This window comes from Rhodoferax sp. LS1P39, from assembly GCF_056521425.1.
The window spans coordinates 101,922-124,471 of the sequence record NZ_JBWMAV010000014.1 but is presented as its reverse complement, the minus strand read 5'-3'; the positions used below and the strand labels follow the sequence as shown (position 1 = coordinate 124,471).

At 64.7% G+C, this 22,550-nt stretch carries 20 protein-coding genes; 10 read left to right on the top strand and 10 right to left on the bottom strand.

What is annotated here, in order from left to right; translation table 11 throughout:
* Window position 1 precedes the first annotated feature (1 nt).
* Both AC097O_RS19525 and AC097O_RS19520 read left to right on the top strand, forming a co-directional pair.
* Window positions 2-778, top strand: coding sequence for an SDR family oxidoreductase (locus AC097O_RS19525; RefSeq protein WP_479594519.1), 777 nt, complete (start codon window positions 2-4; stop codon window positions 776-778).
* Between the two features lie 1,272 nt (window positions 779-2,050).
* Window positions 2,051-2,479, top strand: coding sequence for a hypothetical protein (locus tag AC097O_RS19520; RefSeq protein ID WP_479594518.1), 429 nt, complete (start codon window positions 2,051-2,053; stop codon window positions 2,477-2,479).
* Window positions 2,480-2,834: 355 nt separating this feature from the next.
* Here the strand turns inward: AC097O_RS19520 and AC097O_RS19515 are convergent, their stop codons facing one another.
* The 4 genes from AC097O_RS19515 to AC097O_RS19500 all read right to left on the bottom strand — a co-directional run bounded on the left by AC097O_RS19515 (window position 2,835) and on the right by AC097O_RS19500 (window position 5,546).
* A complete protein-coding gene (locus tag AC097O_RS19515; protein WP_479594517.1) occupies window positions 2,835-3,707 on the bottom strand; it encodes a pirin family protein in 873 nt (290 codons plus the stop codon).
* A gap of 80 nt (window positions 3,708-3,787) precedes the next feature.
* A complete protein-coding gene (locus tag AC097O_RS19510) occupies window positions 3,788-4,342 on the bottom strand; it encodes a flavodoxin family protein (protein WP_479589306.1) in 555 nt (184 codons plus the stop codon).
* A 52-nt stretch (window positions 4,343-4,394) separates the two neighbouring features.
* Window positions 4,395-4,805 (bottom strand): DoxX family protein, encoded by a 411-nt coding sequence (locus AC097O_RS19505; protein WP_479589305.1) that lies wholly within the window; start codon window positions 4,803-4,805, stop codon window positions 4,395-4,397.
* Window positions 4,806-4,844: 39 nt separating this feature from the next.
* Window positions 4,845-5,546, bottom strand: coding sequence for a pirin family protein (locus AC097O_RS19500; RefSeq protein WP_479594516.1), 702 nt, complete (start codon window positions 5,544-5,546; stop codon window positions 4,845-4,847).
* Window positions 5,547-5,676: 130 nt separating this feature from the next.
* Between AC097O_RS19500 and AC097O_RS19495 the strand changes: the two genes are divergently transcribed.
* The 6 genes from AC097O_RS19495 (at window position 5,677) to AC097O_RS19470 (ending at window position 11,225) form a co-directional block, all read left to right on the top strand.
* On the top strand, window positions 5,677-6,618 hold the full coding sequence (locus tag AC097O_RS19495; RefSeq protein WP_479594515.1) for a LysR family transcriptional regulator: 942 nt from the start codon (window positions 5,677-5,679) through the stop codon (window positions 6,616-6,618).
* Between the two features lie 94 nt (window positions 6,619-6,712).
* Window positions 6,713-7,783, top strand: a complete 1,071-nt coding sequence (locus tag AC097O_RS19490; RefSeq protein WP_479594514.1) for an NAD(P)/FAD-dependent oxidoreductase — start codon at window positions 6,713-6,715, stop codon at window positions 7,781-7,783.
* Complete coding sequence (gene gluQRS, locus AC097O_RS19485; RefSeq protein WP_479594513.1) at window positions 7,776-8,711, top strand: tRNA glutamyl-Q(34) synthetase GluQRS; 936 nt, start codon at window positions 7,776-7,778, stop codon at window positions 8,709-8,711. Before AC097O_RS19490 ends, gluQRS begins: the two co-directional genes overlap by 8 nt.
* 281 nt (window positions 8,712-8,992) lie before the next feature.
* Window positions 8,993-9,565 carry a hypothetical protein gene (locus tag AC097O_RS19480; RefSeq protein WP_479594512.1) on the top strand — a complete coding sequence of 191 codons (573 nt, stop codon included), beginning with the start codon at window positions 8,993-8,995 and terminating at the stop codon, window positions 9,563-9,565.
* A 71-nt stretch (window positions 9,566-9,636) separates the two neighbouring features.
* On the top strand, window positions 9,637-10,350 hold the full coding sequence (trmB, locus tag AC097O_RS19475; protein WP_479594511.1) for a tRNA (guanosine(46)-N7)-methyltransferase TrmB: 714 nt from the start codon (window positions 9,637-9,639) through the stop codon (window positions 10,348-10,350).
* Entirely contained in the window at window positions 10,347-11,225 is an 879-nt protein-coding gene (locus AC097O_RS19470) for a pseudouridine synthase (RefSeq protein WP_479594510.1), read from the top strand. Before trmB ends, AC097O_RS19470 begins: the two co-directional genes overlap by 4 nt.
* On the opposite strand, the gene AC097O_RS19465 is transcribed toward AC097O_RS19470, so the two are convergent.
* The 3 genes from AC097O_RS19465 to AC097O_RS19455 all read right to left on the bottom strand — a co-directional run bounded on the left by AC097O_RS19465 (window position 11,215) and on the right by AC097O_RS19455 (window position 12,759).
* The gene (locus tag AC097O_RS19465; RefSeq protein WP_479589195.1) at window positions 11,215-11,481 is read right to left on the bottom strand and encodes a hypothetical protein; all 267 of its coding nucleotides are present in this window, start codon (window positions 11,479-11,481) and stop codon (window positions 11,215-11,217) included. The genes AC097O_RS19470 and AC097O_RS19465 overlap by 11 nt on opposite strands.
* A 10-nt stretch (window positions 11,482-11,491) precedes the next feature.
* Window positions 11,492-12,256, bottom strand: a complete 765-nt coding sequence (locus AC097O_RS19460) for a response regulator (RefSeq protein WP_479594509.1) — start codon at window positions 12,254-12,256, stop codon at window positions 11,492-11,494.
* Window positions 12,257-12,387: 131 nt separating this feature from the next.
* Complete coding sequence (locus AC097O_RS19455) at window positions 12,388-12,759, bottom strand: hypothetical protein (protein WP_479594508.1); 372 nt, start codon at window positions 12,757-12,759, stop codon at window positions 12,388-12,390.
* 225 nt (window positions 12,760-12,984) lie between these two features.
* Between AC097O_RS19455 and AC097O_RS19450 the strand changes: the two genes are divergently transcribed.
* Window positions 12,985-15,516, top strand: a complete 2,532-nt coding sequence (locus AC097O_RS19450) for an ATP-binding protein (protein WP_479594507.1) — start codon at window positions 12,985-12,987, stop codon at window positions 15,514-15,516.
* 146 nt (window positions 15,517-15,662) lie between these two features.
* Complete coding sequence (locus AC097O_RS19445; protein WP_479594506.1) at window positions 15,663-17,180, top strand: methyl-accepting chemotaxis protein; 1,518 nt, start codon at window positions 15,663-15,665, stop codon at window positions 17,178-17,180.
* Window positions 17,181-17,225: 45 nt separating this feature from the next.
* Here the strand turns inward: AC097O_RS19445 and AC097O_RS19440 are convergent, their stop codons facing one another.
* From AC097O_RS19440 to alaS, 3 genes are all read right to left on the bottom strand, one after another.
* A complete protein-coding gene (locus AC097O_RS19440; RefSeq protein ID WP_479594505.1) occupies window positions 17,226-18,488 on the bottom strand; it encodes a sensor domain-containing diguanylate cyclase in 1,263 nt (420 codons plus the stop codon).
* Window positions 18,489-18,502: 14 nt separating this feature from the next.
* Window positions 18,503-19,606 carry an ABC transporter substrate-binding protein gene (locus tag AC097O_RS19435; protein ID WP_479594504.1) on the bottom strand — a complete coding sequence of 368 codons (1,104 nt, stop codon included), beginning with the start codon at window positions 19,604-19,606 and terminating at the stop codon, window positions 18,503-18,505.
* A 207-nt stretch (window positions 19,607-19,813) separates the two neighbouring features.
* The gene (gene alaS / locus AC097O_RS19430) at window positions 19,814-22,438 is read right to left on the bottom strand and encodes an alanine--tRNA ligase (protein WP_479594503.1); all 2,625 of its coding nucleotides are present in this window, start codon (window positions 22,436-22,438) and stop codon (window positions 19,814-19,816) included.
* Window positions 22,439-22,550: the final 112 nt, after the last annotated feature.

Here is a 22,550-nt window from a genome sequence, read left to right as displayed (position 1 = left end):
CATGGATTTGCATCTCACAGACAAAGTCATCCTCGTCACCGGCGGGGGCAGCGGCATTGGCGGCGCGATTTCGCTGGCGCTGGCGCAAGAGGGCGCGATTCCCGTCATCCTGGGCAAGAGCGCCTTGCACGAGGATTTCTCGGCCCAGCTCAGCGCCCTGCAGCCAAAGTTCCAGTTCATCCGCCTGGACCTGCAGGACGATGCCGCCTGCGGTGCCGCAGTGGCGCACACCATGGCGAAGTTTCAGCGCATCGACGGCTTGGTCAACAACGCGGGCATCAACGACAGCGTGGGCCTGGACGCGGGGCGCGACGCGTTTGTGGCCTCGCTGGACAAAAACCTCATCCACTATTACGTGATGGCCCACTACTGCGTGCCGCACCTGAAGGCCTCGCGCGGCTCCATCGTCAACATCTCGTCCAAAACCGCCCTCACCGGCCAGGGCGACACCAGCGGCTACACGGCATCCAAGGGCGCGCAACTCTCCCTGACCCGCGAGTGGGCCGCCTCGCTGCTGAAAGACGGCGTGCGCGTCAACGCCGTGATCCCCGCCGAGGTGATGACGCCGCTGTACGCACGCTGGATCAGCAGCTTTGACAATGCCGACGAGAAACTGCGCAGCATCACCGGCAAGATCCCGCTGGGCCAGCGCATGACCACCTCGGAAGAGATCGCCCGCACCACCGTCTTCCTGCTGTCCGATGCCGCCAGCCACACCACCGGGCAGTGGCTGTTTGTGGACGGTGGGTATACGCATCTGGACCGGGCGTTGAGCTGATTGCATGACCAGATGGCCAGGACCGGCCCGCTGTGTCGGTTCTGCATTTTCAGACCTATTTTTCAGGTATAAAAATGGCGGCCTGTGCTGACCAGACCAGCACGAGCAGCTCCTATTTTTGACTATCAAAAGAGAAGCAATCTGCTGGGGCTGCACGGGCGGTAGCCAGTGGGGTCGGATCACGATTGCGCGCTGGATTGGCTAGTTCCGTAGCGATGCTTGCCCGCATTCGTGCTCCGACCCCTCTGGCGGGTTGGGTGCCACTGAGATCCCCGGCCGGGAGTTGCGCCCGGCGGCGCAGTCACCTTTCTTTGAACGCCAAAGAAAGGCGCCCCAACTGTCTGCGCCCCTGCGCTAGCGCTTCGGGGAACCTGCGGTGCGCGCTTTGGTCGGGGTCTGGCTAAACTCGCTGGCGCTCAAACAACGCCAGCCCTGATCCGCCCAAAGCTGTGCTCCTCGGCGCACACAGATGGGGACCCCGGGGAGCGGGATCGGCCCGGCTGCGCCGGGCATCGCGCCTCCGGCGCGAGCTCGGCGTGGCGCTCGGCTTGGTTCACATCGGCAAAGCTGCTGCATTCGTCCATTTCAGATTTTTAGGCTCATTTTTAAGTGCCAAAAAGGCTGCCAGTGCTTATGTAATGGGCGCAAGCAGCTCCTGTTTTTTACTATCGAAAGAGAAGCAGATTGCTTCGACTGCACGGGCAGTAGCCAATGGGGTCGGATCGCGATTGCACGCTGAGAAGCTTGTTGCCGTGTAGTCTGCTTGCCCGCATTCGTGCTCCGACCCCTTTGGCGGATTGGCGATCCTTGGTTAGGTGCCAGTGTCCCTGGCCGGAATACCTGCGCCGCAAAGCCAGGTATCTCTGGTGCAGTCAACACAACGCGAACCGCCATGAGAGTACGAGGCGGGACTTCAGGCACTGCTTGGTCGCGCACTCAGCGGGATGCTCGGGGTGGCGCTGCGTATGCTTCGGGCTTCGGCGCGGGCAGGCCACTGCACCCGTATACGGAGGCACACCCAACCCGCCTGGTACATCGGCTTGGGTGCAAGCTTCACAAAACCGAACGTCCGAAAGCGTCCAGAATCCGGCCATAATTTGAATCAACAGGCAGGGCTGCTGAAGCAATCCCCTGTATCTCCACCAACGGGCCATTGCGGGCGTTGGTTCAGTCCAACAAAATTTATCCGCCGCGTATGACCATCGCCATCATCTCTTGCATCGCTGCGCGGCAGATAAACGCTATTCGTTAGGTATCACAGGGAAACGTTCGATGCGAAAACTATTAGTCATTGCTGCAACCGTGCTCGCCGGTAATGGAATCGCACAACCCGCATCAAACGCTCAGTCGGAAGCGTCAGATTCCGAGTTGGGTTGGCGCTTTTCAGAGTGCTTCTACTACTACACCTTCATGTCAGAAGGAATGAAATCGATTGGTGATGCTCAAGCAGAAGCGACATTCAGAAAGATGAGAAATCTAAGCATCTCGGCGGCCCTGACGCTGATTGGCGAAGAAAAGTACAAGGAGGAGGTTCAGGGCATGAGCGGTGAAATCATCCGGAAACTTCGAACAAGACCTCCGAAGGCTGAATTGGACCGCATCAATGACGCATGCCTTAGTCTCACTCAGAACCACATAGAAGGGCTTGCTCCTCGAATTGAAGAGTTCGCAAAGAATCGGCAATCCAAGGTACAAAAGTAGGACTCTCAGGTTGAATGCGGTGAGACCTAACCCTTCCCATCGAGAGGAGACGTCACCCGGCAAGCCGGGCACCGCCTCTCATGTAAACGTTGAAGCTTTAAAAAAACCTCTGGCACGGCGTTTGCGCTCCACCTGGCCAAGAAGATCGCGACCATGGCCCGCTACAAAACCCAAGACCACAACAACCTGTTGCTGTCGGTAGCCAGCCCCGCCGCCCAATCGACGGGCAGGCAACCCGTCAAACCCGCCAATTCTCCAGCCTGCACCCAGTGGTACGCCACCCGAAACGAAAGAGAGCCACCAAAACGGCTGCCAGCGCCAATAGAACAAGCGCAAGCAGCTATCAACTTGGTAGCTAGTGCCTCTCCGGCAGCGGAATGAATTCCACATCCCCCGGCACCTGCCCCATGCGTTGGTTCTGCCAATCCCCTTCGGCTTGCAGGATGCGCTCTTTGCGGCTGGAGACGAAGTTCCAGCTGATGAAGCGGTGGCCGTCCAGCGCGTCGCCGCCGATCACCAGCAGGCGCACAGCCGCGGTGGCGCGGATCTGTGTGGTCACACCGGGCTGCAGCAGCGCTAGGGTGCGGGCAGCCAGCAGGGTGCCGTCTATTTCCACATCACCGTCCACCGGGTATACGGCCAGCTCCTGCGCCAGCGGTGGCAGGTCGAGTTGGCCACCGGCGGGCAGGGTGATGTCGAGGTACAGGGTGGGCGCGAAAGTGGCCACCGGAGAGGTATTGCCCCAGGCCTGGCCGATCAGCACGCGTACCTGGGCATCGCCCACGGCCAGTTCGGGAATGTCGGCGGCGGGGGTGTGGGTGAAGCTGGGCTCCACCTCTTCGAATGCCTGTGGCAGCGCGGCCCAGAGCTGGATGCCGTGGTTGGTGTAACTGGTGGCGGCCAGGGCGGGCGGTGGCCGCTCGGAATGGACGATGCCGCGCCCGGCGGTCATCCAGTTGATGGCGCCCGGGGCGATCTGTTGCACGTAGCCCAGGCTGTCGCTGTGCAGCATCGCGCCTTCGAATAAGTAGGTGACCGTGGCCAACCCGATATGCGGGTGGGGACGCACTGCGTGGCCCCCGCCGGGGTGCACGGTCACCGGACCGAAGTGGTCAAAAAACAGAAACGGCCCGACCGACTGCCGCGCGGCGGCGGGCAGCACCCGGCGCACTACGAAACCGCCCCCCAAATCTTTGGCGTGGCCGGTGAGTTGCAGGGTGATGGGCATGGTCGGGCTCCTAGAAGATCAACAGTTAACGTGAAACAACTTTCATGGCTCGGGGTGCTCTGCACCCGATTCCATGAAAGTTAGGCTAGGAACTTGGCAGTGATGTCGGCCACGCGCTTGCCGTAGAACTTGGCGGTGTCCAAGTCGCCTTGCGACATTTCAGCGGGGCTGCTGTCCGATGGCGACTGCACCAGCACGCCCACCGAACCACCCAGGTTGTTGATGTCGTTGCGGGTTGCGGCCTTGGTGTTGCTGGGCATGTGGCCCAGGCTGACCCAGATGCCGCCTTGCTGCGAAGCCAGGGTTTGCAGATAGATCAGGGTGACTTGCTTGTCGCCGCTGAAGCTGGCGCTGTTGGTGAAGCCACCAAACACTTTGTCTTTCCAGGCGCTGGTGAACCAGGCTTTGCTGGTGGCATCGGCAAACTTTTTGAACTGCCAGCTCGGGCCACCCATGTAGGTGGGCGTGCCAAAGATGATGGCATCTGCCGCGTTGATGGATGCCCAACCGGCTTCGGACACATTGCCTTCGGCATCGATGGCGATCAGCTCGGCGCTGGCACCTTCGGCCACGGCCTGGGCTACGCGCTGGGTGTGGCCGTAGCCAGAATGGTAGACAACAACAGTTTTGGTCATACAGACTTTCTAGGTAGGTAAAAACAACGAACGGGAAACACTTTACTGGAGATCAGGCACTGCGTTTCGCGTCCAGGCTCCAGGCACCGGCGCCCCAGGCGGCTACGGTCAGCAGGCCACCGGCGACGGCGATGTTCTTCATGAACAGCAGTTGCGTCACCATCACCGCGTCGGCAGGCACAGCCCAGTAGGCGTGGAAGACGAAGCTGGCCACCAGGGTGAAACCAGCCAGCACCAGCGCCGCAAAGCGAGTGCCCAGGCCAAAAATCAGCGCCAGGCCGCCCAGCACTTCCACCGCAATGGCCGCCAGCGCGCCCAGCGTGGGAAATGGCAGGCCGACCGAGCCGATATAGCCCACAGTGCCAGCAAAGCCGGTGATCTTGGCAATGCCCGCAGGCAAAAACAGGGCGGCCAGCAGCAGGCGGCCAGCGAGACTCAGGGGGTTTTGGAGAGTGTTGAACATGGTTTTCTTTCAGAGATTTCGGAGTTAGGTTTAAAAAATTCAAGCAGCCAGGTCAAAGACCAGGACTTCTGCATTTGCGGCCTTGCCCAGAGTGAGCTCGGCTTCGTTGTCGATCAGAAGCGCATCGCCGGTGGTCAGCGCGATGCCATTGACTTCCAGGGCTCCGCGCACCAGGTGCACATAGCCTTTGCGCGCCGGGTTCAATGCCAGCGTGGCGGTTTCCGTGCCGTCGAGCAGCCCGGCGTACAAGTGGGCATCGGCATGGATGGTGACCGAGCCCTGGGCACCGTCGGGCGAGGCCACCAGGCGCAGAGCACCGCGCTTTTCGCTGTCGGCAAAGGTCTTTTGCTCGTAGCTGGGCGCAATGCCTTTGACGTTGGGCTCGATCCAGATTTGCAGAAAGTGCGTGGTCTGGTCGTCGGCATGGTTGAACTCGCTGTGCTGCACACCGCGGCCAGCACTCATGCGTTGCACGTCGCCGGGCGGGATGCCCTTGACGTTGCCCATGGTGTCGCGGTGCGCCAGCTCGCCTTGCAGCACGTAGCTGATGATTTCCATGTCGCGGTGGCCGTGGGTGCCAAAACCGGCACCGGGGGTGATGGTGTCGTCGTTGATCACGCGCAGATTGCCCCAGCCCATGTGCTTTTCATCAAAGTAACCGGCAAACGAAAAGCTGTGGTGCGACTTGAGCCAGCCATGGTCGGCGTGGCCACGGTCTTGGGATTTACGGAGAGTGAGCATGTGTGAACTCCTGAAAAATTAAGATCCGCGTATCGAATCCATGGCCTGAATTTTGGGCCTGTACCAGGGCCTGGCAGTCCACCGCGTTTGATGGCATCATTCTATTAATTTGAACGTAACCAGACCGACCATGCAAACTGCCCGCGATGTGCTCACCCCCGATGCCCTGTCCATGCTGGTCACCATCCACGCCCAGGGCAGCTTTGCGGCTGCCGCCCGCAGCCTGGGCATGGTGCCCAGCGCCCTGACCTACCGGGTGCGCAATATCGAGGACGCGCTGGACGTGCTGCTGTTCGACCGCAGCTCGCGCCAGGCCAAGCTCACTGTGGCCGGGGCCGAACTGCTGCGCGAGGGCCAGCGCCTGCTGGAAGACATCGATGCCGTGGCCAACCGGGTCAAACGCGTGGCCACTGGCTGGGAGCCGCAGCTCACGATTGCGGTGGACAGCGTGATCTCGCGCTCCACCATCATGGAGCTGTGCGAGGCCTTTTTTGCGCTGAACCCGCCCACCCGCGTGAAGATCCGCGAAGAGGTGCTGTACGGCACGCTGGACGCGCTGGTTACCGGCCTGGCCGACGTGGCCATTGGCGTGGCCATGGAAGACATCACCAACAGCAACATCGTGGGCGACCGGCTGGGCGATATGCGCTTTATTTTTGCCGTGGCCCCGCACCACCCGCTGGCCAGCATGCCCGAGCCGCTGGCCGACAGCCTGATCCAGCAGTACCGCGCCGTGGCCGTGGCCGATTCCACGCAGCGTGGCAACGCGCTGACCTACGGCCTGCTGGGCGGGCAGGACGTGCTCACCGTGCCCAGCATGCGCGCCAAGCTGGAGGCCCAGCTGCGTGGCCTGGGCTGCGGCTTTTTGCCCGAAGGCCTGGCCCGGCCCTACCTGGAAACCGGGCGTTTGGTGGGCCGTGCCGTCGAGCGCCCCAGCCGCATCATCCACATCAACTACGCCTGGCGCGCCGAGGCCAGCGGCACCCATGGGCGGGCCCTGCAATGGTGGCTGCAGCAGCTCAAAAGCCCGGCCACGCGGGCCGCATTGCTGGAGCGGCAACAGAGCAATTGAACCTGCGGGGAGTCCCCAAGCAAAGCGGCTGCGCAGTACGTGTAGAGTGTGCTTGGTCGTTCCTATGTAGCCACTCCAAAGAAAACCAACACACATGACAAACAAACCCAGTGCTACAGCCCCCCGCCAGATCGCCGTCATCGGCGCAGGCATGGCCGGTATCGCCTGCGCGCGCACGCTGGTGCAGGCAGGCCACAACGTTTCGGTGTTCGACAAAAGCCGCAGCGTGGGCGGGCGCATGTCTACCCGCAGCACCTCGTTTGGCACCTTTGACCACGGCGCGCAGTACTTCACCGTGCGCGACCCGCGCTTCGCCCTGGCCCTGGAAACCGCCAAAGGCGTGTGCAAACCCTGGAGCGCCAACTCGGTACGCGTGCTCGACACCTTTGGCCGCGTGGCCCTGGCCGCCCTGCCCTCGCGCGACCCGCACTGGGTACCGGTGCCCGGCATGAACGCCCTGGTCAAGCACTGGGCCAAGCCACTGGCCGAAGATGGCCGCCTGGAACTCGAAACCCAGGTCACCCGCATCGAGCGTGACCCGATGAACAAAAAACAATGGCAGCTGCGCACCACCGGCATGCCCGGCGCGGCCGACGCACAACACGTGTTCTCGGGCTTCGATGCGGTGGTGCTGGCCATGCCGAATCCGCAAACCGTGGACCTGCTGCAAAACTCGGCCCAGGCCGCCCGCCTGGTGCGCGACATCCACCCGGTGCAAGTGGCTCCCTGCTGGACGCTGATGCTGGCCTTCCCCCAGGCCATGCAGCCCACCATGGCCCACCTGGGCCCGCAGTGGAACGCGGCACGCAGCAACCACCACCGCATCGCCTGGCTGTCGCGCGAATCCAGCAAACCCGGGCGCGGCGGCATCGAGCGCTGGACGGTGCAGGCCAGCGCCGCCTGGTCGCTGGAGCACCTGGAAGACGATGCCCCGCGCATCCAGGCCAAGCTGCTCAAAGCCTTCACCGAAGTCACCGGCATCCGCGCCGAACCCGCGCACGCCGCGGTGCACCGCTGGCGCTACGCCCAAACCGTGCAGCCCCTGGGCCGCAGCCACCTGTGGGACGAAAAATCCAGCATCGGTGCCTGCGGCGACTGGTGCATAGGCCACCGGGTGGAAGACGCCTTTATCTCCGGCCTGGAGATGGCGCTGGCGATTGCCTAAAAGCAGCTACACCGGACGGTTCGCCCCGTCCCCTACGGGCCCGCTGCATGCGGGCTCTTTGGTTGCGGCCCTGGCCAGCTGGCTCGATGCCCGCGCCCATGGCGGCACCTGGCTGGTGCGCATTGAAGACGTGGACACGCCGCGCTGCCTGCCCGGCATGGACGCGCTCATCCTGCAGCAGCTCGCCACCTGCGGCCTGCACCCAGACGCTCCGCCCACCTACCAATCGCACCGCAGCCCCCTGTACCAACAGGCGCTGGACCAGCTGGTGGCCAGCGGCTGGGCCTACCCCTGCGCCTGCTCGCGCAAAGAGATCGAAGCCGCCTGCGCCGCCCAGGGCCAGGTGCGCCACCGCAACGCCGAGCTGGTCTACCCCGGCACCTGCCGCAGCGGCCTGTGGGGTCGGCCCGCGCGGGCCTGGCGGCTGCGTACCGAAGAATTTAAAGAAAATCAGCCTCCAGCGCTCATTCCATCAGCGCAAACAGCTATCAAATCCATAGTAGGCAACGTACTCACCTGGCACGACCGCCTGCTCGGCCCGCAGCAGCAAAACCTGTCCCAAGAGGTCAGCGACTTCGTGCTGCGCCGCGCCGACGGCCTGTGGGCCTACCAGCTCGCCGTGGTGGTGGACGATGCAGCACAAGGCATCACCCACGTGGTGCGCGGCCAGGACCTGGCCGACAACACCCCCCGCCAGATCTGGCTGCAACAGGCCCTGGCCCTGCCTACGCCGCAGTACCTGCACACACCGCTGGTGCTGGGGCCGAACGGCGAAAAACTCTCCAAGCAAAACGGTGCCCAGGCGCTGGACCTGGCCCAGCCGCTGGCGGCGCTGAATGCGGCGGCGGGGGTGTTGGGATTGGCGGCTTGCGGTGGGGATGTTGCCAGCGCCCTGGGGCAGTGGATGGAGCAATGGCAACACCGTTGAACGGCTAGGATTTTTGGATTAGCGCACGAGAGAATTGGAGCTTTTCATGCAGTTATCGCCCGCCCAACCCGTAACGGAAGTCGCTGTGGAACCGCTTCTTCCGCTGCCATTGTTTGTGACAAAGGCTGGTTTTCTAAAGGATGAAGTCCGGATGACTGCAGAGCAATTCAACCTGGCACACGCAGATTGGATAACGCTGCAACAACAACATATTGACGAACACGGCCTATGGTGCGACGACGTAAAGACTTGGTAGAACGCGTCCGCTGGCAAGCCTGCCCATGACCCATTCACCAGAGCTACAACACCTCCCCTTTACCGCCCTGGACCGCCACCAGCGCATGGTGCAAAAGGTGGCCACCATCGACCCCCAGCGCCAGAAAATCATCCTCATCCAGCCCCGCGACCGCTGGCTGTACGCCTCGGGTCTGCGCGAGAAGCGGCTGCCGGGCTACCTGTGCATCTTTGCCCATGCCACGCCGCACAGCGTGCAAGGCATTGCCGATGGTGCGGTGCTGGCGCAGCTGGTGCGCGACTGCGGGGTGTGGCATGGCGAGCCGGTGCTGGTGGATGCCTGCCATGCCGGGGCCGTTCCGACCGGCATCGCCAGCCAGTTGGCGCGGGCCCTGGCCACGCCGGTGACGGCGGCGACCACCCCGACCTGGAACTTCCCGCTGGGCGGGCGGGCGGTGGGGCAAGGGGCTTTTGCCACGCTGCCGGGCATGCTGGGCAGGCTGCCGATTCCGCATTTGCTCAAGCCCGGCAGATGGCGCACCTGGGACGCGCAAGGCCAGTTGGTGGAGGAGCGGGCGTGTTCCCCGCGCAAGGGCAAGCCACGGTTTGGTATGGTGTAGCCCTGTTGGATCTGTGGGCAGCGCGGTTTTACGCAACTCTGCCACCCAGTCCAGATTAATGAATTGATGCCATGCACACCGAACTCCCTCCCGAAATCGCCCCCGCCCCTAGCCCTGCCCACCACAAAACCATCAAAAGCTTCGTGCTGCGCACCGGCCGCACCACCAGCGGCCAGGCCAAGGCCTTTGAGAGCCTGGGGCCGCAGTTTTTACTGCCCTACCGCAGCGCGCCGCTGGACCTGGAGGCCACCTTTGGCCGCAGCGCCCCCACCATCCTGGAAATCGGTTTTGGCATGGGCGAGGCCACGGCCCACATTGCCGCGCTGCTGCCCGAGAAGAACTTTCTGTGTTGCGAAGTGCACACGCCGGGCGTGGGCGCGCTGCTCAAACGCATAGGCGAAGAAGGGCAAACCAATATCCGCATCTGCCAGCACGATGCCGTGGAGGTGCTGGACCACATGCTGCCGCCCGGCTGCCTGGACGGCGTGCACGTGTTCTTCCCCGACCCCTGGCACAAGAAAAAGCACAACAAGCGCCGCCTGCTGCAAGCCCCGCTGGTGGCCAAGCTGGCCGCGCGCCTCAAACCCGGCGGCTACTTGCACTGCGCTACCGACTGGCAAAACTACGCCGAACAAATCCTGGAAGTGCTCAGCGCCGAGCCGCTGCTGAAAAACACCGCCGCCGACTACGCCCCCAAGCCCGACTACCGCCCGCTCACCAAGTTCGAGAACCGCGGTATCAAGCTGGGCCACGGCGTGTGGGACGTAGTGTTCCAACGGGTGTGAACCTCCCCACCCGAGACGGCGTAGGCCCCAGCACCGTCGGCCTGCCCGGCGGCAGCTGGCCCACCGTCATCGACTTCTTCGCAGAGCGCTTTCCCACCGTGGAGCGCGCCGTGTGGCTGCAGCGCATGCGCGACGGCCTGGTGCTGGACGAGCAGGCCCTGCCCGTGCCGCCCGATGCCGCCTACCGCCCGCACACCCGGCTGTACTACTACCGGCACCTCCCGGTAGAGCCGCGCATTCCGTTCGAAGCCCCCATCCTGTTCCAGGACGCGCATCTGGTGGTGGTGGACAAGCCGCATTTCCTGCCCACCCTGCCCGCGGGGCGCTTTGTGCAAGAGACGCTGCTGGTACGGCTCAAACAAAGCCTGGGGCTGGACACCCTGGCCCCGCTGCACCGGCTGGACCGCGAAACCGCCGGGGTGACACTGTTTGCCATCCATCCGCAAGAGCGGGCGGCCTACCACGCGCTGTTCAAGCAACGCGAAGTGGACAAGCACTACGAGGCGATTGCGCCTTGGCGGGGCGACCTGCCGCGTGTCTACCGCAGCCAGATCGTGCCCGGCGAGCCGTTTTTTCGGTACAAAGAGATGCCGGGCGAGCCGAACTCGGAAACCCACATCGCCGTGCTGCAGCGCCTGGGTGATTGGGCGCGCTACCAGCTGTCGCCCGTCACCGGCCGCACCCACCAGCTGCGGGTGCACATGGCGGCATTGGGCGCGCCCATACGCAACGACCGCTTCTACCCCGAGGTGGTGAATATTGCCGATGACGACTACGCCGCCCCCCTGCAGTTACTGGCCCGGTCTATCGCCTTTACCGACCCAGTCACCGGGCAGGCGCGGCAGTTTGAAAGCACCAGAGCGCTCAATGTCTAGCCGCCACCGGTTCGTTCGGGTACAGCACGATGGCGGCCATGGGCACTGCAAGTTCGCCGTCGGCACTGGCCAGCACCGGGGCACCGGCCACAGGCGGCATGGTCGGCTCTTGCGTCGCGCCGACCCGTGGGCTTAAAAACAGCGCTACCGCCACCATGGCAGCGCAAAACAGCAGCCACACCAAGGCAGAGACCCAGGGTTCGCGGCTGGACCGGCGGGGCGGCATGGGTTTGGGTTGCCCCGATGTAACGCGCATACAAATTCCTTTATTTGAAAACTGAAAATCGCAGCGATGGCATGGCCGGGGCGCGCCGCTGGCTGGCCGAGCCCAGGGCCACCATCTGGATGTCGGGAGCACCGGTGTCCACCTGGCTTTCACCCCGGGCGTGGGCGGCCAGCTTGCGGTAGATCTTTTTCACATGCACCAGCACGCCCTGCTGCTGGCTGGAGGCCAGTGCGTTGATCTGCTCCAGGCTCATGCCGCGGGCAATCCAGCGCAGAATGCCGGCCTCGCAGTCGCTCAGCGGATGGGTCGATTCGCGCAGCGGAAATGACCAGGCCGAGCCAGTGCCGGTGCCCAGCCGCAGCCGGAACCGCCCCAGCACCCGGCGCGCCATGCCGGGGCTGATGGGGGCACTGCCCTCGCGCCACAGATGGATGCTCTGCGCCAGGCATTCGGCGGCGCTGTCCTTGAACAGATAGGCGGTGGCACCGGCTTCGATGCACTGCAGCACCTGCTCGTCGTTGCCAAACTGGGTCAACACCACGATGTCGGCCTGCGGAAAATGCCGGGCCGCGTGGCAGATCACCCCCAGGGCCGACATGTCCTGCAATTGCAGATCGACCACCACCACGTCGGGCACGCACTGGTCCATCATGGCGATGGCGGCGGCACCGGTGCTGACGGCCGCCACCAGGCTGAGCTGCACGTCGGCTTGCACCGCCTCGGCGCATTGCAGCAGGGTATCGGCATGGCTTTCGGCAATCAGCACACGGGGGGTGGCACGGGTCAACAACGACGGGATCGACATGATTTTTCTCCTCCACTCCCTTGCGGAAGCGCTTGATGGGCCAGATAAACGCTGCAAAAACTGCAGCACATGGGGTTGGGTGCCCCGGGATGGGCCGGGTACCAACGAAAGATGGGCCATGGTCCGCGTCCTCAAAATTGGCGAAGAATGGCGGGCACCAGCGGCCCGATTTCTTGTTTGGCCGGGCCATCTCGTGTAGCCTCGACCGGGTTTGCGCGGTGCGGTGGCAAACCGGCCACGGTGGTCGCTTTGGCGGCGTCTTCAGGCGCCGACCCCAGACCCAGGGCCACCAGTGCATGGCGCACGCCACCAGGTTCGGCCAACGAGGGCAGCATCCGCCCGGCGGTGCCGGCCAGCAGCACGCAGGCCACGATCCAGACGCAGCCCGCGCGGTCAAAATAGTGGGCGGGCGGTGCCGACGGTGCCTGGCTTGCCTCGGCAACCGGTGCAGGCGGCGGCAGGGTTTCGGAGCGCTCAAACGGGGAAAATGGTTCAAAGTTCATACATATGTCCTTGACAATCGGGCAATCAAGTCGGTTGATACTGCAGAGACGGACTTTCCTCTGTTGGCCCGATCCCGTCCTTAGGCCTTCTGAAGCCAGCCTGAAACATTCTGAAACCGTGCATAACTGCACAGAACCGCCAAAATTCAGGCGGTGCGTTACATTTGAAAACCGACATCCAGGGGAGTTTTGTTGTTAAACAGTTACAGATTTGGCCGCTTCGAGGTGCGTCCCTCCCAGCGGGTGGTGCTGGTGGACGGAACCTCCTTCAGCCCCGGCGCACGGGCCTTTGACGTGCTGATGGCCCTGCTGCACCACCGCGAGCGCGTGGTGTCCAAAGACGAACTGCTGGATCTGGCCTGGCCCGGCCTGGTGGTGGAAGAAAACAACCTGCAAGCCCAGGTGTCGGCCCTGCGCAAGCTGCTGGGGCCGCAGGCCATCGTGACCATTCCGGGCCGGGGCTACCGTTTTGCGCTGGAGCCCACCAATACCACGCCCAACACCACGCCCGATGCCACGCCTGCAGCCACGCCCATTGACGCACCGCCCGTGCCAGCGCCGTCTTCGGAAGCCCATCCCAACCTGACCCACCTGCCCCTGGTACTGACCCCGCTGATCGGCCGCACGCTGGATGTATCCAACCTCGATGCCCTGATGGGACAGCACCGCCTGCTGACCATCGTGGGCGCGGGCGGCATCGGCAAGTCGCTGCTGGCCCAATGGCTGCTGCACGCCCGGCGCAGCGCCCACCAGCATGGCGTGGCCTGGGTCGATCTGGCCGGGCAGACCGCGCCTGAATTTGTGGCCAGCACGGTGGCCGGGGCCCTGGGACTGCAGTCTGGCCACGGCGACCCGCTCAAGGGCCTGATGGAGGCGGTGCGCCCGCTGCAGATGCTGATCGCCATCGACAACGCCGAACATCTGCTGGACGAAGTCGCCCGCATCCTGCAGGCCTTGCACCAGGCCGCCCCGCAGCTGCAGGTGCTGGTGACCAGCCAGGCCCCGCTCAAGCTGGCCAACGAATGGGTGTACCGGCTGGATGCGCTGGCCCTGCCCGACGAGAGCGCGCCGCTGGACGTGGCCCGCGAATGTGGCGCGGTGGCGCTGTTTGCCGAGCGCGCCCAGGCGGCCGACCGGCGCTTTCAACTGACCCCGCAGAACCTGGCCACGGTGGTGGATATCTGCCGCCGCCTGGACGGCCTGCCGCTGGCCATCGAGCTGGCCGCGGCCCGCGTGCCGCTGCTGGGCCTGGTGCCGCTGGCGCGCTCGCTGCACGAACGCCTGCGCCTGCTCAACGGCGGTGGCCGGGGTGCGCCCGCACGGCAAAAAACCCTGCGCGCAGCCCTCGAATGGAGCTACGGCCTGCTGGATGCCACCGAGCAAACCGTATTCCGCCGCCTGGGCGTGTTTCTGGGCAGCTTTTCGCTGGAACTGGCCCAGCAGGTGGTGGCCGACACCACCGACAACGGTACGCTGGATGCCTGGGCCGTGGTGGACGTGCTGGGCGCGCTGGTGGACCGGTCTTTGGTGATGGCCGATGGGGGTGTCACGCCACGCTACCGCCTGCTGGACACGCCCCGCAGCTACGCGCTGGAGCAGCTCACCGCCGCGCATGAAGAACCGGCCCTGCGCCAACGCCACGCGCTGGCCATGCGCCACCTGTTCGAGCAGGCCGACAGCGACTTCTTCAGCGGCCGGCAGCGCATCGACGACTGGTACAAAGCCCTGGCACCCGACCTGGCCAATGGCCGCGAAGCCCTGGCCTGGGCCATCCAGTTCGACCCGCAATCCGCCGTGGCCATCGCCCCCGGCCTGGCCGAAGCTTTGACCAGCGACCGCCGCCGCGAGCGCCGCTACGTCTGGCAGGCCACCGCCCTGCTGGTAACCGACCAACTCCCCGCCGGTCTGCAAGCCCGCTGGTCCAGCCGTGCCGCCTACTTCTGGGCGTACCGCCAACCGGCGCTGGCCTGCCGCCTGGCCCGCCGTGCCGCCAGCCTGTACCGCACCCAGCCGGGCGAAAAGCGCAACCTCTACCATGCCCTGGCGGCCCTGGTCTACGCCCTCACCTACGGACCCGACCAGCGCCAGGAGCAGCGCGAGGTGCTCAACGAGATGTGGGCCATGGAAGACCCGGCCTGGCCGCCCATCGTGCGCAGCTACGGCCTGTTTGCCTCGCTGACCTGCAACTTCGTCGAGGGCAAGTTCGACCCCGCCATCGAGCAACTGCTGCAAAAAGCCGCCCTGGACGCGCTGGCCGGGCACTCCGAAGCCCTGCTGCGCGGTGAAGACATCATTGCCTACATGGAGCTGGCTGCGGGCCGGGTGGATGCGTCCATTGCCCGCTACCTGGCGCTGCAGGCCCGGCTGGCCAATACCCGCCACATGGCCACGCTGCTGCTGGTGCAACTGCACCTCACGGGTGCCTGGCTGGCCAAGGGCGACACCGTGCAGGCCCGCGCTCTGCTGGAAGCCAGCTGGTCGCAGGTGCTGCACTTCGATGCCCAGGTCTATGCCGTCGACAACCTGGCCCTGCTGGCCGCGCTGGAAAACCGCCCCCAGACCGCCGCCCGCCTGCTGGGCTACGCCGACACGGTGCACGCCGCCCACGGCAAAGCCCGCGAAGTCAACGAAGGCCGCTACGCCGAGCGCGCCGAGCAGCTGGCCCGCGCCGCCCTGGACGACGGCAGCTTCGACCGCCTGAAAACCCTGGGCACCGGCCTGCGCCACGACGAGATTGCCAGCTTGGCGTTTGTCTGAAGATTTATAGATAATCAGGCCCTGGCGCTTATTCCACCAGCGTGGCGAGCTACTTATTTTGTAGCAGATACATTTACTGACAGTTTCCCGTCAGCATGCGCGGTTAGAAGCCCCTGAGCTTCTATAACAACCAGCGAGACAAGCGCATGTTTTTCCAAACCGTGTTTTCACCCGGCCTGTGGCTGATGCGGCGCTTGCGCCTGGGCGGCAAGATCTTGCTGCTGGCGGCGGTGCTGCTGGCCACGCCCCTGGTGGTCTTGCTGGAATATGCTCTGTCGGGCACCGGCGGCGTGGCCCTGGCCTGGCTCAGCGGCGGCTGCCTGCTGGTGTCAACTTACCTGCTGTGGGCGTTTTATGCCAGCTTCACCCAGGACCTGGCCCAGGTGCGCCATGCCATGGACCAGCTGGTCAAGGGCGACTTGCGCCTGGGCCTGGTGCAGCGCGGCAGCGACGAGCTGGCCGGGCTGGCCAGCGCCACCCGGCTGATCGGCAGCACGGTGTCGGCCATGGTGGCCAATGTGCGCAGCAACGCGGCGTTTGTGGCGCATTCGGGCAAGAGCCTGGCCAGCGGCAACCGCGCCCTGTCAGACCGCACCGAGCAGCAGGCTGCCAACCTGGAGCAGACGGCGGCCAGCGTCGAGCAGCTGTCCAGCACCGTGCAGGACACCGCCCACACCGCCAGCCAGGCCAACACCCAGGCTTCCCAGGTGCGCGATGCCGCCAACCTGGGCGCAGCCACCATGGCCGAAGCCATTGCCTCGGTGGAGGCCATCCAGGGCAGTGCCAAGCGCATGGACGAGATCGTGGGCGTGATCGACGGCCTGGCCTTCCAGACCAACATCCTGGCACTGAACGCCGCGGTGGAAGCAGCCCGCGCGGGCGAATCGGGCCGGGGCTTTGCGGTGGTGGCCAGCGAGGTGCGCTCGCTGGCGCAACGCTCGGCCGAGGCCTCCAAAGAAATCCGCTTGCTGATCAGCACCTCCAGCACCCAGGTGGGCAGCAGCGTGCTCAAGATCCGCACCGCGGGCACCAGCATCACCGCCATCGTCAGCGGCATCCGCGATGTGGCGGCCAACATGGCGCAAATCTCCAGCTCCAGCGCCGAACAGAGCACTGGCCTGAGCGAGATCACCTCGGCCGTGCGCCAGCTCGATGAGATCACCCAGCAAAACGCCCAGATGGTGGAGCACGCCGTGACCCAGGCCTCGACCCTGGAAAACCGCGCCTCCACCCTGGTGGAAGCCGTGGCCTTGTTCAAGCTGCAGCAGGGCTCGGCCGAGGAAGCCATGGCCCTGGTGACCCGCGCTCTGGCCCACCGCCGCAAGGGTGCCTCACGCGACAGCTTTCTGCGCGACCTGACCAGCCCCACGCAGGGCTTTTTTGACCGCGACATGTATGTGTTTGTGCTGGACCGCAACGGCACCTACGTGGCCTTTGGCGGCAACGCGGCCAAGGTCGGCACCCGCGTGCAAGACATTGCGGGCATCGATGGCGCGGGCCTGCTGCACGCCATCTATGCCCAGGCCGAGCTGGAGCCGGGCTGGGTGGAGTACGACATCACCAACCCCACCACCGGCCGGGTGCAGACCAAGATGTCTTTTGTGCAGATGGTGGACGACCTGGCCGTGGGCTGCGGTGTCTACAAGAACCTGGTAGTTTCTTAAGCCAAATCAGCCTCTACCGCTTATTCCATAAGCACGACAAGCTATTTATTCAATAGCAAGCAGCACGGGCGCTTCCGGCACGGGATAGACCCGGTTGCGGCCTGCCGTCTTGGCCTGGTAGAGCAAGGCATCGGCCTGGTGCAGCAGGTCGGTGGTGCCTTGGTCCGGCTGCCATTGGGCCACGCCGAAGCTGGCGCTGATGGTGATCTGCTGGCCCTCGAACAGCACTGGCGTGTTTGCCAGCAGCTCGCGCAACCGTTCGGCGTTGCGCAGCGCCGTGGCCAGCACGGTCTCAGGCTGCACCACCAAAAACTCTTCGCCACCCAGGCGCACCAGCCAGTCCAGCCGGGAGCGGGTAGCGCCGCTCAAATGCTCCACCGTGGCGCACAGCACGGCATCGCCGCCCGCATGGCCGTAGCGGTCGTTGATGCGCTTGAAGTGGTCCAGGTCCAGGCAGATCACCGAAAAAGGCCGCTGGTAGCGCTGGGCGCGCTCGATCTCTTCCAACAGGCGCGGCTCCAGGGTGCGGCGGTTCAGGCAGCCGGTCAGGGGGTCGGTGATGGACAGCAGGTGGTTGGCCTCGGCCAGCGCCTCGAGTTGCTGGGTGCGTTCGGCCACCATGCGGTCCAGGTTGGCGATATGGGCGCGCAAGCCGTTTTGCAGGGTGGAAAACCCCTCGGCCACCTGGTCGATTTCGTCGCTGCGGGCCCGCACGGGGCGGTCCAGCACCAGGGGTTGCACCAGGGTCTGGGGGGTCAGTTCGCTGGCAAAGCGGGCCAGGCGCTGCAGCGGGATTTGCAGTTCGCGGCGCAGCATGGAGGCGATCAGGGCGCATACCAGTACGGTGAACAGCCCGTATCCGGCCAGCACCGTCCAGGCGGTGCGGAACATCTCCTCGGTTTCGAAGGCCGGGTCGCCCCACAGCCGCAACTCCCCCAGCTCGGCGGTGCCCTGGGGGGCCGGAATGGGGATGCGGCGGCTGTCGGCTCCCTGGCGCAGCAGGGCATTGCCGGCTTCAAACTGCCGCCCGGTCCCGGCCAGCAACAGCACATAGCCCACCTGCGGGCGGTCGGCCAGCAGGTTCAACTGCTGTTGCACGGTGCGCGGCTCGATGTCCCACAGGCTCACCGCCAGCAAGGGCACACTGGTTCTGGCAATGTCGTCCACCGCTTGCTGAAAATCCACCCGGTGCTGGCGCACCATCAGCGCGCTTTGCACCCCAAACACCCCGACCATGCAGCACAGCGCCAAGCCCAGCGTGCTGCGGATCAGGTGCCCGGCCAGCGACCGGAAGGGGGGATTTGGCATGCGGCATTGTGCAATCAGCGCAAAAGCGCGGCAAATTCAAAGCTGTAACGGGTTGTCACTGGATTCAACACTTTGCTGTAACGGCGAAAGTCCACACTGTCGTAGCGCTGACCAAAGCGGGCCTCGAATTTCTCGGCCATGGCCGGGGTGAACAGCACAAACATCGGGCGTTCCAGTTGCAGGCCTTCGTCGGCGAAATCGCGCCCATGGTGGTAATCAAACAGCATCACCAGCGCCCAGGCACCGGCCATGAAATGCCCACCGGCCAGCGCGGCCAGACGGCCCGACTTGAGCGCCTGCATGGCCTCTGCCGAGGTGTTGATGCCGCTGAACCACATGCTCTTGCCGGGCTGGCCGCCGCGCTGCTCCAAGGTTTGCATGGCACCCAAGGCGATCAGGTCGTTGCCCGCCCACAGCAGCCGGGCGGCGGGATAGCGGTCAAACAGCCAGGCGCTTTGCTCGGCGGCTTTTTCGCGGCTCCAGCCCGCATAGACCATCTGGTCCAGCACCACATCGTCGGCCTCGGCCACGGCCCGCTGCAGGCCCTGGTTGCGCCGAACCGAACTGGCGGTGGAGCGGTCGCCACCGATGGCCAGCAGGTGCAGTTTGCCGTCGGCCGCGTGGGCTTGGGCCGCCCGCCCGGCACGGATCAGGGCCTGGGCCGTGAGGTAACCGGCATCCTCGGCCTGGGGTTCCAGCGAGCCTATCCACTGCTTGAATTGCTGGCGCGGTTTGCCCCATTGCTGCTCTTCGGCCGCCGTAAAACCGCTGAAGGCCATGAAACACCGGATGCCGGAGCCGTCGAACAGGCGCAGCAACTCGGCACCGGTGGCGCTGTCGTTGGTGAACACCACGTAGTCGGGCCGCTGCGCCTTGGGTCGGGCCACCAGGGCCCGCGCCAACGCCAGCACCTGCAATGGATCGCGCTGGGCGTACTGCACCTCCAGGTCCACGCCCAGGCTGCCAGCCGCCGCCGCCATGGCCTGCGCAGCCGCCACCCAGTACATCTCATCCGACTTGCCAGGGTTGATGAAAGCCACTGACACCGCGTGCGCCGACCCGGCCCACCACACCGCCCACACCAGCACCAGACACCGAACCCAGGAATAGCTGCGCACACGCGTCTCCCCACAAAGGAACAGCGCGCCCATGGACTATCCCCCAGCACCTCTGGCTCACAACGGCGCGCGACAGGCTCAATTTACACCCGCCAGGGACCGCCGGGGGAGTGGTGTGGCATGGCAGACCACGGGCTTTAAAGCAAAAAGAGCCGCCTGCGCCGGTCACACCAGCACAGGCAGCTCTTTTTCTTATAGCGCTTGGGATTACACGCGCTCAGCCACCCAGGCTTGAACAGATGCCAGCGCTGCTGGCAGTTTGCCCGGCTCGGTGCCACCGGCCATGGCCATGTCGGGCTTGCCGCCGCCTTTGCCGCCGAGCTGGCTGGCGACGAAGTTGGCCAGGGCTCCGGCTTGCACCTTGCCTACGCTATCCTTGGTCACGCCCACTGCGATCTGCACCTTGTCGCCGTCGACGGCGGCCAGCACGATGACGGCGGTTTTCAGCTTGTCCTTGAGCTTGTCCATGGTGTCGCGCAGGGTCTTGGTGTCGGCACCTTCGAGCTTGGCGGCCAGCAGCTTGACACCGTTGATGTCGATGGCGCTGTTGACCAACTCGTCACCCTGGCTGGAGGCCAGCTTGCCCTTGAGCTGGGCGACTTCCTTCTCCAGCGCCTTGATGCTGTCCAGAGCCAGCGTGACGCGGGCTTGCAGCTCGGCGGGCTGCACCTTGAAGCTGCCTGCGGCCTGGGTCACGGTGCGCTCCAGGTCTTGCAGGTAGGCTAGAGCGCCCTCGCCGGTGATGGCTTCGATACGGCGGATGCCTGCGGCCACGCCACCCTCGGCCACCACCTTGAACAAGCCGATGTCGCCGGTGCGCTGCACGTGGGTGCCGCCGCAGAGTTCTTGGGTGCTGCCGATGCTGAGCACGCGCACGATTTCGCCGTACTTTTCGCCAAACAGCATCATCGCGCCGGTCTTCTGGGCGGATTCGATGTCCATCAGCTCGGCGTGGGTGGCGGCGTTGGCCAGAATTTCGGCGTTCACCATGGCCTCGATCTGCAGGATTTGCGCGTCGGTCACCGGGGCGTTGTGGGTGAAGTCAAAGCGGGTGCGCTCGGCATTCACCAGGCTGCCCTTTTGGTGCACATGGGTGCCCAGCACTTCGCGCAAGGCCTTGTGCATCAGGTGGGTGACCGAGTGGTTGCGCTGGGTGGCGGCGCGCAAAGCGGTGTTGACGCTGGCCGTGACGGTATCGCCCACGTTCAGAGTACCGGCTTCCAGCGTGCCCTGGTGGCCGAACACATCGGACTTGATCTTTTGCGTGTCGCCCACCGCAAAGCGGGCCGAGCCACTGGTGATCACGCCCTCGTCGCCGACCTGGCCACCGCTCTCGGAGTAGAACGGCGTGGTGTCCAGCACCACGGTGCCGGTTTGGCCTACTTTCAGGGCTGCTACGCTCACCCCATCAGCGTAGAGTGCTACGATTTTTGCAGTGGCTTCGAGTTTTTCGTAGCCCACGAAGGTGTTGTCGGTGCCGGTATATTCCAGCGCGCGATCCATCTTGAACTTGCCTGCGGCGCGGCCCTTGGCTTTTTGGGCTTCCATGGCGGCGGTGAAACCAGCCTCGTCTACCGACAGGCCGCGCTCGCGGCACACATCGGCCGACAGATCCAGTGGGAAGCCGTAGGTGTCGTGCAGCTTGAAGGCCACGTCGCCGGGCAGCACTTGCACGCCGTCGGCCAGCGCGGTGTTCAGGATTTCCATGCCCATGGCCAGGGTCTCGAAGAAGCGCTCTTCCTCGGTCTTCAAGACTTCAACAATGCGCTCTTGCTGCGCCGCCAGGGCCGGGTAGGCCGCGCCCATCAGCGCCACCAGGTCGGGCACCAGCTTGTGGAAAAAGGGCTTGGTCTGGCCCAGCAGGTAGCCGTGGCGGATGGCGCGGCGGATGATACGGCGCTGCACGTAGCCGCGGCCTTCGTTGCCGGGGATCACGCCGTCGCTGACCAAAAAGGAGGTGGCGCGGATGTGGTCGGCGATGACGCGCAGGCTCTTGTGGCCCAGGTCTTGTTCACCGGTTTCACGTGATGCGGCCTTGATCAGCGCGTCGAAGATGTCGATTTCGTAGTTGCTGTGCACGTGCTGCAGGATGGCGGCCAGGCGCTCCAGGCCCATGCCGGTGTCCACGCAGGGGGCGGGCAGCGGGGTGACCGAGCCGTCTTCGGCCATGTTGAACTGCATGAACACGTTGTTCCAGATCTCGATGAAGCGGTCGCCGTCTTCACCGGGGCTGCCCGGGGGGCCGCCTTCGATGTGGTCGCCGTGGTCGTAGAAGATCTCGCTGCAGGGGCCGCAGGGGCCGGTATCGGCCATCATCCAGAAGTTGTCGCTCTTGTAGCGGCCGCCCTTGTTGTCGCCGATGCGGATCACGCGCTCGGGGGGCAGGCCAATTTCTTTGGTCCAGATGTCGAAGGCTTCGTCGTCTTCTTCGTAAACCGTGGCCAGCAGGCGCTCGGGCGGCAGCTTGTACACGGTGGTGAGCAGTTCCCAGGCCCAGTGCAGCGACTCGCGCTTGAAGTAGTCGCCAAAGCTCCAGTTGCCCATCATCTCGAAGAAGGTGTGGTGGCGGGCGGTGTAGCCCACGTTTTCCAGGTCGTTGTGCTTGCCACCGGCGCGCAGGCAGGCCTGGACCGAGGCGGCGCGCACGTAGGGGCGCTTGTCGGTGCCCAGGAACACGTCCTTGAACTGCACCATGCCGGAGTTGGTGAACATCAGCGTGGGGTCGTTGCCCGGCACCAGCGAACTGCTGGCGACCACGGTGTGGCCCTTGGAGGCAAAGAAGTCGAGGAAGGTCTTGCGGATGTCGGCAACGGTGAAAACGGGCTGGGTCATGTCGTTCATTCTTCGGACGGGTGGGTCAGGACTTACGCAGCGTCCTCTGTGCGCCCAGCGGGCGATACCGAGGACGCTGCGTAAGTCCCATGGGTCTATGGAGCCTTCTATT

Coding starts and splice junctions, on each gene's coding strand:
- AC097O_RS19480 (WP_479594512.1), top strand. CDS start 8,993: ATGACCCATTCACCAGAGCTACAACACCTCCCCTTTACCGCCCTGGAC.
- AC097O_RS19440 (WP_479594505.1), bottom strand. CDS start 18,488: ATGCCAAATCCCCCCTTCCGGTCGCTGGCCGGGCACCTGATCCGCAGC.
- AC097O_RS19455 (WP_479594508.1), bottom strand. CDS start 12,759: ATGAACTTTGAACCATTTTCCCCGTTTGAGCGCTCCGAAACCCTGCCG.
- AC097O_RS19445 (WP_479594506.1), top strand. CDS start 15,663: ATGTTTTTCCAAACCGTGTTTTCACCCGGCCTGTGGCTGATGCGGCGC.
- AC097O_RS19460 (WP_479594509.1), bottom strand. CDS start 12,256: ATGTCGATCCCGTCGTTGTTGACCCGTGCCACCCCCCGTGTGCTGATT.
- alaS (WP_479594503.1), bottom strand. CDS start 22,438: ATGACCCAGCCCGTTTTCACCGTTGCCGACATCCGCAAGACCTTCCTC.
- AC097O_RS19490 (WP_479594514.1), top strand. CDS start 6,713: ATGACAAACAAACCCAGTGCTACAGCCCCCCGCCAGATCGCCGTCATC.
- AC097O_RS19500 (WP_479594516.1), bottom strand. CDS start 5,546: ATGCTCACTCTCCGTAAATCCCAAGACCGTGGCCACGCCGACCATGGC.
- AC097O_RS19510 (WP_479589306.1), bottom strand. CDS start 4,342: ATGACCAAAACTGTTGTTGTCTACCATTCTGGCTACGGCCACACCCAG.
- AC097O_RS19505 (WP_479589305.1), bottom strand. CDS start 4,805: ATGTTCAACACTCTCCAAAACCCCCTGAGTCTCGCTGGCCGCCTGCTG.
- trmB (WP_479594511.1), top strand. CDS start 9,637: ATGCACACCGAACTCCCTCCCGAAATCGCCCCCGCCCCTAGCCCTGCC.
- AC097O_RS19520 (WP_479594518.1), top strand. CDS start 2,051: ATGCGAAAACTATTAGTCATTGCTGCAACCGTGCTCGCCGGTAATGGA.
- AC097O_RS19525 (WP_479594519.1), top strand. CDS start 2: ATGGATTTGCATCTCACAGACAAAGTCATCCTCGTCACCGGCGGGGGC.
- AC097O_RS19515 (WP_479594517.1), bottom strand. CDS start 3,707: ATGCCCATCACCCTGCAACTCACCGGCCACGCCAAAGATTTGGGGGGC.
- AC097O_RS19495 (WP_479594515.1), top strand. CDS start 5,677: ATGCAAACTGCCCGCGATGTGCTCACCCCCGATGCCCTGTCCATGCTG.
- AC097O_RS19465 (WP_479589195.1), bottom strand. CDS start 11,481: ATGCGCGTTACATCGGGGCAACCCAAACCCATGCCGCCCCGCCGGTCC.